The organism is Streptomyces sp. NPDC001770 (assembly GCF_053596135.1).
Window position 1 is genome coordinate 1 of record NZ_JBSFFN010000079.1, and the last position, 10,611, is coordinate 10,611.

The window sequence follows — 10,611 nt, forward strand, 5'->3', positions numbered from 1 at the left end:
TCTCGTCCGCGGGTTCCACGCCGAACAGGGTCAGGAGGACGGCGAACGATGGCTGCTGGACCAGTACGCCAAGGACCCTCGGCGGCACAGGATGTCCGCGGTGACCGCGGGCGCCGCCCGGAGCGACATTCGAGGGCGAGGAAAGCGAAGGAACTTGTTTTCAGGAAAGGAAAGGGAGAAGGAAGCCCCTTCATGGCCTCGCCACGGGTGACGCTAGCACTCAGCCCGGGATCACGTCGCGCAGATTTTCGAGCGTGATGACCTGGGAGTCCGGGTGCAGCCCTTCAGGGCGTTCGAAGCCGATGTACATCACGGGTCCGTCCGGGACCGTCTCGCCGTCCCACGGGTCCACGACCGTGGTGCCGCCGGACATCAAGTCGATCAGGTACCCCACCGTGAGCTGCTCGCGCTCCACGAGGGCGCGTACCGCCTTCGACACCGATACCTGGTTCTCCTCGACCCGGTTGGCCGACGAGATGCCCCTGAGATACAGGTGCAACCACTTCGAGCGCCACCGGCCGTCGTCCCCCCGGCGGAATACGAGCGGCAGCGCCACCCGGCCCACTCCGCGCAGCTCCGACTTCATCCGCACCGTACGCGGCTCGAACGGCCGGCCCTTCTGCTCACCGTCGCGCACCATGAACCCGAAGAACGACTCCTCGACCTCCTCGAAGCCCTCGCCCGCGAAGATGTTGACCTGCGGAACGATGAACGAGCTGCGCACCCGGTCCAGGGACAGGTTGATGAATTCCGAGGCCCCCTCGGGCGCCTCGGTGACATCGCCCGAATGCTCGCCCCCGGCTGCCCTGAGGGACGTGTAGGAGAGCCAGGAATCGGTGCTGTAGTCGGAGTGGAGAAGCAGCGCGGAAAGGTCGTAGTCGGTCCGTGTCCCGGTCTCCTTCCAGTACACGAAGAAGCGCAGTTGTTCGCCGTCGACCGCCGAGACCGATCCTCGCGGCAGTACCCCGAGCCCGGACGCGGTCGCCATGCCGCTGAGCGGGAGCGCCACGTCAAGGACCTCGGGGTCGATCAGCAGCCGCTCCGGGACGGGGAGCCGTCGGCGCATCTCGGCATCGAGGGCCGAGATCAGACGGTCGCGATCGGCACCTGGAACCGGCGGCCGGAAGTCGGGGGTCATCCAGGCCCGGCCCCTTCGGTTGACGAAGATGCGGGGTCTGCCGGTCTCCCGCTCCCGGTTCTGGAGGTGCTCGCGCACCGAGAGCACGACCCGGCCGGAGACGCCGGGAGCGACCTGCACCGCGGCCGCCACCACCGCATCCCGTTCCTCCTGGTCCGCGGCGATCCGCAGCAGGAGGTCCAGGGCGCGGAACAGCTTGCCGGGAGCGGACTTCAGCAGTCGCACCGCGCCGAGGACGTCGGACTCGTCCAGCAGCGTCTCGACACGGCCCTCGAAGGAGCGCGCCTCCTTCTCACCCCGCGCGACGGCGAACACATCGGCGGCATGCGGCCACCGCGGGTACTCATGCGGGTGGAGTCGCTCGCCGAGCCGCTTGAAGGGTTCGCGGTGCGCGTGCACATCGGCGAGCTTCGCGGGACTCGCCGCGACAACGGCGTCGAGGCCCGCGAGCAGCGCACGGCGGACCGGCCGCGACAGCGCACGGAACCGGGTCGGTCCTTGGAGCGTCACGTCGCCGCCCGAAAGGGCGCAGGCCAGCCGCAGTACATCGGTGACGGTGTCGAGGAGGAGGTCCGCCCCGACGCCGAGGCGGGCCTCGTTGACGACCGCGCGGTTCTCCCGTACCGGGATCGACTCCGGCTGGGGGCCCGGCGCGCACCGCTCGGCGAGGACCTTGAGATCGCGCAGGTCGTCCTCGCCCAGCGGAGTCGTGCTGCCCGCCAAGGCCAGGTACAGGTCCGTGACTTCGTCGTCCAGTTCCCGGCCGAGGTGCAGGACGGTCACCCGGTCGCCCGCTGCGGCGATCAGCGCGTCCTGCGCCGCGAGCATCTCCTCGTAAGTGTGCTGGTACCGGCCGTACTTGGGCAGGCCGAGCAGGTCCAGCTTTCCCTGCACGAACTGCGTCAGCACGTTCCGGCGCGACGTGTCGTCGCCAAGCGCCTGCGCCACGCACCGCATCCAGAACTCTTCCGTGTCGGGCACGTTCGCCGGAAAGTCGATGAAGTACGCGTTGTGCCGGACGTGGTCGCCCACCATCTGGCTCACGGTGCGCAGTGTCCGCTTCGCGGTGTGCACGACCGCCGCCTCGGACAGCCCCGACAGCCGATCGAGCAGCTCCGCCGAGAGCTTGAAGCCCACTGACGTCAGAGCCGCGTCGAACTGTCGCGCGGCAGTGGCTCCTTCACCGTCGGAGCCCATGGGAGAGGAGAGCCGATGGGTATGCCGGATGACCAGCGATTCGAGACTGTGCGCCATTCGGGGATGGTCGCAGAGGTGTGCGAGCCGACGCACAGGGGTTTTTTTCGCACCCGGCCGAAACCGGGGCTCACCCGGCCGGCAGAACGGCCCGGGCCTCCCGACGCGGCCCGTTCGGGACCACATGCCCGCTTCCGTGCCGTCCGTCACGGCGGGCCGCACACCGCGGCCGGCGAAGGGCAGCGGATCGCGCTCGGAAACCGTCGCGCGGATGTCCGCAGGAGACAGGTGTCGTCCGGGCTCAGTGGGTGCGCGGTCCCGTCCGGCAGAGGCCGTCGTACGGTGCCGTCGGAGCCCGGCGGGTACGTCGGCGTGTCACCGGGGCTGCCCCGGTCGACCGGGGAGACACGCCGCGATCTGCGCGGCAGGCGCAGGCCGGCCGGGGATCGCACCTACGGCCAGGAGCGACCGGCGCACACCGTCAGCCCCCGCGGTGACGTTCCCGGCCCGGCGGGGGATTGACGACTACGAGCGGCGCGAAGGCGACCCCGGCGTGCTGCCGCCGTCCTCCGCCTCCGAGCACGGCGCCACCACGCTCCGCCGCGTGGACCGACAGCCTTGAGCTGCCGTCCCGCAGGGAATCGGCCAGCAGCACCCCACCGGGCGGGGCCCGCCCGGCTCCCCGGTCTGCCGGCCCGCTGTCAACGGGACGACGGCGGGAACCCGGCCGATCTCCACGACTTCGCACCGGTGCCTCCCGGCTCCGCGTGGTAGTAGCGCGTACAGGACTCGACCATGCCGTCGCCGGCGATCCGGAAGAAGTCCACGAAGCGCAGGCCGGTGTCCTCCTTGCCGGGGGTGATGCGGCGGCCCGCGGCGACGATGCTCCGGTCCCGGGCGACGACGCGGTCGATCTCGTGGCGGGTGTCGGACCCGTTGTGGTCGCGGTGGGCGCGCAGGACGGCGGTCCGTCCGCGGGCCGTGGGGACACCGGGCAGTTCCAGCTCGACGTGGTCGTGCAGCAGGGATGCGCACGCGTCGAGGTCGCCGGCGTCGAGGTAGTCGTACACAAGGCGGACGTGGTCGGTACCGGCTGCGGTGACCAGGTCGACCACCGAATCGGGGGCTGTGCTCGTCCAGACGTCGGCGTGCATGGGACGCCTCCTTTCTCCTCCGCCAGGCACTCTTCCGTAGCGCGCCAACCTTCGCTTATCGCGCCGCTATTCGCCGAGTGATCACGACAGGCACGCGGAAGGATGGACAGACCGTGACGGTTGTGGAACCTTTGGGAAAGTTGATCCCGAGTTCAAGTCGCTTACGAGGTCGGAGGCTCGGTGACCGAGGGCACGCCGCATACGGTCGAGCATGTCCCCGGCGCGTCGCGGCCGCCCTTCCAGTTGCTGGGTCCGCTCCAGGTGCGGGGCAAGGACGGGCCGCTGCGGGTGCCACCCGGGCGGCAGGAGGTGATCCTGGCCGCGTTGTTGCTGGAGGCGAATCGGGTCGTCGGCACCAGCTATCTGGTGGACCTCATCTGGGAGGACAACCCTCCGGAGACCGCGCGCACCCAGGTGCAGATATGCGTGTCCCGGCTGCGGAAACTGCTGGCCGGAGCGGACAGCACGGTCTCGATCTCGACCCGGCCACCTGGTTACGTCCTCCAGGTCGACACCGGCGACGTCGACTCGCTGCTGTTCACCGGCCTGGTCGCGATGGCCCGACGGCATCGTGACGAGGGCGAGCCGGAGAAGGCGGTCACGCTGCTGAAGTCGGCGGTGGCCCTCGGCCAAGGCGATTCGCTGACCGGGCTCGCGAGCGGACCGCTCGCCAACAAAGCCCGCAAGCTCGACGAGGAACGGCTGAGCGCCGTCGAACTGCGTCTGCAGATCGAACTGGAGCTGGGACGGCACGACCGGCTCGTGGGCGAGCTCCAACTGCTCACCCACGAGAACCCGTTGCGCGAGCGCCTGCGCGAGCAGCTGATGTGTGCCCTGTACTGGTCGGGGCGCCAGGCGGAGGCACTGGAGGCCTACCGCACGGGGCGCAGGATCCTCGACCAGGAACTGGGGTTGGCGCCGGGCAGGGAGCTCCGGCGGCTGGAGGCGGCAATCCTCGCGGGTGAACTGCCCCCGCCTGCAAGGGCGATACGGTCCCGCGAAGAAGCGGCCGGGAGCCGCCCGGGTCCGGCACCGGCCTCCGCGGCCGGGCCCGCGGAGGGCGGAAGCCCAGCAGGGTCCGGCAGACCCGGGCCGCACGGCGGTGACGAGTACACCGCGGACCGGAGCGGTGCCGGTGAGCCGCTCCACCTCACCGTCCGGGACGGCTCGCCCGATCCGGCCGAACCCCAGCCGCACGACGCGCGGCCCCAGCAACTCCCCGCTTCGACGTCCGACTTCGTCGCCGACGAGGGCCAGATCGCCGCTCTGGAGCGGGCATTGGCCAGTAACCGGGACCGCAAGGCGGTGGGGCTCGCCGTGATCACCGGCAAGCCGGGCACCGGCAAGTCCACGCTCGCCGTGAACGTCGCGCACCGGCTCGCCGAAATGGGGTTCCCCGACGGTCAGCTCTACTGCGACCTGCGCGGCACCGGCACACCGGCCACCGCCCTTGAGGTGCTGGGCCGCTTCCTGCGGGCGCTGGGCATCCCCGGTCAGCTGATCCCGGACTCGCTGGACGAACGGGCGGAGATGTACCGGACCCGGCTCGCCTCACGCCGCCTGCTGGTGGTCCTGGACGACGCGGCCACCGAGAGCCAGGTGCAACCGCTGCTGCCCGGCAGCCGTGACTGCGCCGTCCTCGTCACCAGCCGGGCCAGGCTGACCGCGCTGCCGGGCGCGCACCGCGTGGAGCTGGACGTGCTGGACGAGGACCGCGCGCTGAGACTGCTGTCCAGCATCATCGGGCCGGAGAGGGTCGAGGGTGAAGCGGCATCCGCCAAGGCTCTGGTCCGTACTGTCGGACGGCTGCCGCTGGCCCTGCGGATCGCGGCGGCCCGGCTCGCCGCCCGCCCGCACTGGACGCTCGCGTCGATGGTGCTCAGACTGGCCGACGAACGACACCGTCTGGACGAACTGGCCCACGGTGAGATGACGATGCGGGCCAGCCTTTCGCTCACGTACAACGGCCTGGCACCGCAGGACCGCGGGCTGCTGCGGATGCTGAGCATGTCCCGGACGCCGACGCTGCCCAGCTGGCTGGCCGGCGCTCTGCTGGAAGACGACCGCCCCGTGCCGTCGGACCTGATGGAACCACTCGTGGACATGCAGATGCTGGACGTCGTCGGTGTGGAGCGCACCGGCGGCTACCGGTACCAGTTCCACGAGATCATCCGGGTCTACGCCCGCGAGCAACTGGCCCTGCACGACGCCCCGGAGACACAGCGGGCCGCGCTCACCCGCATGGCGGGCGGTTGGATGTATCTCGCCCAGGAGGCCCATCGCAAGGTCTACGGCGGTGACTTCACCGTGCTGCACGGCGACGCTCCACGCTGGGTACCGCCCGCTTCCTGCACCCGGGAGCTGCTCGCCGACCCGCTGGCCTGGTTCGACGCGGAGCAGGCTGCCCTCTGCGCGATGGTGGAGCACGCCGCCGACGAGGGACTGCACGACGTCAGCTGGAACCTGGCGACGACCCTGGTCACCCTGTTCGAAGTTCGAGGCCATTACGACCTGTGGGAGCAGACCCATGTGCGGGCGCTGGCGGCCGTACGCAAGGCCGGCAATCTGCGGGGAACCGCGGCCGTCCGCGCCTCGCTCGGCTCGTTGTACCTGAGCCGCAACGAGTTCGGCATGGCACGCCAGGCGCTGGGGTCGGCTCTCGACGTCTTCCAGGCACTGGACGAACCGCAGGGCGAGGCGCTGTGCCGCCGTGACATGGCCCTCATCGCACGGACGAACGGCGAGGACGACACCGCACTCGATCTGTACGAACGGGCCCTGGCCGACTTCGACCGCGCCGGAGACGTGGTGGGACGGGCGATCGTGCTCACACAGAGCGCCCACATACGGATGCGCCGGGGTGACAAGGCCGCTGCCCAGGCCCAGTTGGACGAGGCGCTGGAGATCTACGACGGGGTCGGCTATCAGGGAGGCAGGGCACGGACCCTGCGCAGGGTGGGGCAACTGCTGCTGGAGCGGGGTGAGCTCGATCTCGCGGTGCTGACGTTCACGGAGGTCCTCGAGCTGTGCCGGGACTCCGGCGACGTGATCGGCGAAGGACATCTGCTGCGCGATCTGGGCCAGGCCTTCGTGCTGATGGGGCGGCCCGACCGGGCCAGGTACTTCTTCGACCGGGCCGTCGCGGCCCGGGAGCAGATCATGGACTTCAACGGCGGGGCCCTGGCACGGCTGGATCTGGCACGGCTGCTGGAGGACGAACCGGAGCGTCGCCGGGAGCTGCTGGCCCCTGCGCTGGGAGTGTTCAGGGACCGGGGAATGACGCGGGAACTGGCGGAGACGCGGCAGCTGCTCGGCACCGGCTGAGTCGGGCGGGCGCGGAGGTTTCACGGTCGCGGCCGGCTCGGTACGGGCTTGACGTTCCGCGGGCACGGGGCTGAGGTCCGTCCGTCGGCACGGAGGCCGAGGTCAGCGGGGGCGGAGGCCGAGGAGCAGGCGGGCACCGAGTGTGCTCGGGCCCGAGCCCGACGGGCGGGCGCCCAGGAGTACGTCAGTCCCAGGGGTTGTTGTCCGTGGAGCTGCTGGGGCTGGGGGTGGGGGTGGCCGCGGTCGAGGTCCCGGTCGTCTGGGTGCCGGCCCCCGACGTGTCGTCGGCCCAGCCCACCTGGACACCGATTCCGGTCACGATGACGACCGCGACGGTGGCGAAAGCGGTGCGGAGGGCGTTGCGGGCGGTGGTGTTCTTCGACATCGGACTGTCCTCTCGTCGGTGTTCCGTTTCCTTCTGGACACCAAGTTAGGAATGACCGGATTCACCGCACCGGTCCCGGTCCTATCGCCCCGTTATCACGGTCCGCCGCCCCTATCACCCGCAGCGCGCACCGGTCCCGGCAGGGCGTGGCGCGCTTCTCGTACGCGCCTCTCCGCTATCTCGGGACGGGCCCGGCCGGCCGTGGACCGCGTTGGTCCCGCGATGCCCCCCGGATAGGGCGCGTGTGGAGGATTCCGGCAGAAGCAAGGCACGACAGCCGTCCCGCACAGCGCCCCGGCCCGCAGCCGCTTCCGGGGTTGGCTCTCCCCGACGAGCAGGAGTCCTTTCATGACGCTCACCCTCCCCCAGCAGGACAGCCCGGCGACCACCGCCCCGCTCGGTTCCCTGATACGCGGCCACCGCCTCCGTATCGGGCTGACGCAGCGCGAGCTGGCGGACCTCTCCACCATCAGCGTGCGTGCCATCCGGGACCTGGAGAAGGGGAAGGCCCAGCGGCCGAGAACGGAAACGGTGCGTCTGATCGCCGACGCGCTGAGACTCGGTCCGCGGTCGCGTACGGAGCTGGAGGGGGCGGCCAGAGGGGGCGCGCGGGCGGAAGATGCCGTGCATCGCCTGTCCGTGGTACGGGCGGCGCCGCCCGTACCGCTGTACCCGCAGGTGGGCCGGGAGGCGGAAACCGGCGTGGTCGTGGAGGAGTTGGGGTCGGGCGCCGAACGGCTGGTCACCGTGGTCGGGCTGAGCGGCGTCGGCAAGACCCGGCTCGCCCTGGAAGCGGCTGCCCGCCTGCACGATGCCGGTCTGCCCGTGCTGTGGCACTCCGGTGACGGGGCCGCCGCCGACTGCCTCGGGGCCGGCGACGACCCGCTCCCCCGGCTGGCCGACGCGTGCGCGCGTTTCCTGGGTGGCGGCGGAGAAGCGGGGAACCTGCTGCCCGAACTGGCGGATGTCGTAGAGGCCATCGGCGGACAGGGCACCGTGCTCGTTCTCGACGGCGTCGACACCGGCGGCCTCGACTTCGGCCGGTTGAGCCGTCTGCTGCGGGAGTTCCCCGGCCTGCGGCTGCTGATCACCGGAGAGCGGCCGTGGAGCGTACCCGGTGAACGCCTGTTCCTGCTCTCTCCATTGGAGGCGCCCGCCCCCACCGCCGGGTCCACGGACGCGGCGGCCATCCGGTTCTTCCTCAGCCAGCTCCGGCGGGTGCGCCCCGACATCGTGCCGGACGCGCAGGCGCTCGCCGACGTCGCCTGGATCTGCCACCGCCTCGACGGTCATCCGGCCGCGCTGGAAGCCGCCGCCTCCTGGCTCGCCGTGTGCGATCTGGCCACCCTGCGCGACATCGTCGAATCGGATCCGGCCCCGCTCTTCGACCACCTCGCCGGAGACCCGCACGGCTCCGGCCTCCAGGACCGGGTCGGTCGTACCCTCGCCGCGCTGCCCACCCCTTACCGGGCGCTCGTCGGCGACCTGTGCCGCGCGGCCGACGGGGAGTTCCTGCTCCATGACGTCGTGCGGCTGACCGGCCGCACGCTGCCCGAGTGCGGCCGGCTGATCCGTGAGCTGCTGGTCAGCGGTGTGATCCGGTCCAGCGCGGACAGCGGACGGTCGGGGTTCCGCGTCCTGTGCGTGGTCCGCGCGTCGGCCGGCGCCACGGCTGCCGTCTGACTGCCGCAGACCCGCCGAACTGCTGGCCCTACCGCCGGAGCAACTGCCGCTCCGCACCCGGCTCCGACGGTTGTATGGCTCTACCGGCCCGGCACGACGGACAGGCCGAGGGCGGCCGGTCCGGCCCCTCCCTCCCGGCCCGTCGCCCGCACCGCTCGCACTACCGGCTCCGCACACCCAGGACCGCTCGTCCCCACCGCGACCCACACAGGAGATCCCATGCCGTCCGACGCGACCGTCGCACCCGCTCCGGCCGTCCTCCGGCTGCCGCTCTCGGAAGCCCAGCGTGACATCTGGACGGCCCACGCGCTGGACCGCACCGGCCTGAAGTACAACGTCGGCGAGTGCCGGGACATCCTCGGCCCGGTCGACCCGGCGCTGATGGGGGCCGCCTGGCACCGCCTCGTGGAGGAAGCGGACGTCATGCGCACCCTCCGCTTCGAGGACGACGGCGAATCCGTGTGGCAGCTGATCGACGCCGAACCGGGAGCACGCACCCTCCCGTTCACCGACGTGAGCGCCGCGGACGACCCGGAGCAGGCGGCCTGGAGCCTGGTGGACGCGGCGATCGGCGCCCCCTTCGACCTGACCCGCGAGTCCCCGGTCCGCTGCGCGCTGATCAAGCTGGCGGAGGACCGGTACTTCTACTTCTACGGTTTCCACCACTTGCTGGTCGACGGCGTGAGCGTTTCGATGCTGCTGAAGCGGCTGGTCGAGCTGTACGAGAAGGCGGTCGCCGGCGAGCCGTGGGACGATTCCCCGTTCGGCCGGCTGGCCGACCTCCACGCGGAGGACGCCGCCTGGCGGAGCTCGGCGGAGGCTGCCACCGAACGAGCCGCCTGGCAGGACCACTTGGCCGGAGCACAGGAGATGCCGGACAGCCTGGTACGGGGCACCGGCCGGGCGGTGCCGGCCCGAGGCGCACTGCCCTTCGCCCGGCGCACGGTCCTGGTACCGGCGGCGGAGGCGGACCGGCTGCGGACCGTCGCACGCGCCGAGCGGGTCTCCTGGCCGGTCCTGGTGATCGCCCTGTTCACGGTGTACCTGCACCGCGTCACCGCCCAGGACGAGCTGACGCTCGCACTGCCGGTGACGGGCCGGACCACGAAGGCCGCCCGCAGTACGCCCGGCATGACCTCCAACGTCGTACCGCTGCGGCTGCGGGTGAGCGCCGAGGAGACCCTCCGCACGCTGGTGCGGAGCGTGTCCGCCGAGGTCAAGCACGGTCTGCGCCACCAGCTGACCCGTTACGAGGACCTTCGGCGGGATGCCCGGGTCCTCACCGGATCCCGCAGGCTGACCGGACCCGTGCTCAACATCATGGGTTTCAACGCCGACATGACGGTGTGCGGCCACCCGACGGTCAACCACAACGTGAGCAACGGCCCGGTGGACGACCTCAGCGTCGCGGTGTACGACCTGGGCGCGTCGGACGGCCTGCGGATCGACTTCGACACCCCGGCCGACGGCGTCGACACGGCCGCCGTCGCCTCCCACCAGGATCGCTTCACCACCTTCCTCGCAACCGCCCTCGCTCCGGCCGAGGGGCGGGGGGAGCCGGCCGATCGCAGGGTCGCGGAGCTGGAGGTGTTGTCGGGGGCCGAGCGGGAGCTGCTGCTCGGCCCGTGGGCCGGGCCCGTGGCCGACCGGGACGACGTCTCGCTCGTGGAACGGTTCGAAGCACAGGTCTCCCGCGCACCGGAGGCCGTCGCGCTGATCGACGGCGACCGGCG

At 71.4% G+C, this 10,611-nt stretch carries 6 protein-coding genes; 3 read left to right on the top strand and 3 right to left on the bottom strand.

Annotated elements, in window-relative coordinates:
• Positions 1 to 220: 220 nt before the first annotated feature.
• Both ACWCSV_RS34150 and ACWCSV_RS34155 read right to left on the bottom strand, forming a co-directional pair.
• Positions 221 to 2,392 (bottom strand): TerD family protein, encoded by a 2,172-nt coding sequence (locus tag ACWCSV_RS34150; RefSeq protein ID WP_451149085.1) that lies wholly within the window; start codon positions 2,390 to 2,392, stop codon positions 221 to 223.
• Positions 2,393 to 3,033: 641 nt separating this feature from the next.
• The gene (locus ACWCSV_RS34155; protein WP_451149087.1) at positions 3,034 to 3,486 is read right to left on the bottom strand and encodes a nuclear transport factor 2 family protein; all 453 of its coding nucleotides are present in this window, start codon (positions 3,484 to 3,486) and stop codon (positions 3,034 to 3,036) included.
• A 243-nt stretch (positions 3,487 to 3,729) separates the two neighbouring features.
• Between ACWCSV_RS34155 and ACWCSV_RS34160 the strand changes: the two genes are divergently transcribed.
• Positions 3,730 to 6,810, top strand: coding sequence for an AfsR/SARP family transcriptional regulator (locus ACWCSV_RS34160; protein WP_451149095.1), 3,081 nt, complete (start codon positions 3,730 to 3,732; stop codon positions 6,808 to 6,810).
• 184 nt (positions 6,811 to 6,994) lie between these two features.
• Here ACWCSV_RS34160 and ACWCSV_RS34165 read toward each other — a convergent pair whose 3' ends face one another.
• Positions 6,995 to 7,195 (bottom strand): hypothetical protein, encoded by a 201-nt coding sequence (locus ACWCSV_RS34165; RefSeq protein ID WP_451149089.1) that lies wholly within the window; start codon positions 7,193 to 7,195, stop codon positions 6,995 to 6,997.
• A 348-nt stretch (positions 7,196 to 7,543) separates the two neighbouring features.
• On the opposite strand from ACWCSV_RS34165, the gene ACWCSV_RS34170 reads away from it, so the two are divergent.
• Complete coding sequence (locus ACWCSV_RS34170; protein WP_451149091.1) at positions 7,544 to 8,878, top strand: helix-turn-helix domain-containing protein; 1,335 nt, start codon at positions 7,544 to 7,546, stop codon at positions 8,876 to 8,878.
• A gap of 219 nt (positions 8,879 to 9,097) precedes the next feature.
• Positions 9,098 to 10,611, top strand: a 1,514-nt coding sequence (locus tag ACWCSV_RS34175; protein ID WP_451149093.1) for a condensation domain-containing protein, incomplete at its 3' end; no start/stop codon positions are given.

Coding starts and splice junctions, on each gene's coding strand:
- ACWCSV_RS34150 (WP_451149085.1), bottom strand. CDS start 2,392: ATGGCGCACAGTCTCGAATCGCTGGTCATCCGGCATACCCATCGGCTC.
- ACWCSV_RS34155 (WP_451149087.1), bottom strand. CDS start 3,486: ATGCACGCCGACGTCTGGACGAGCACAGCCCCCGATTCGGTGGTCGAC.
- ACWCSV_RS34165 (WP_451149089.1), bottom strand. CDS start 7,195: ATGTCGAAGAACACCACCGCCCGCAACGCCCTCCGCACCGCTTTCGCC.
- ACWCSV_RS34170 (WP_451149091.1), top strand. CDS start 7,544: ATGACGCTCACCCTCCCCCAGCAGGACAGCCCGGCGACCACCGCCCCG.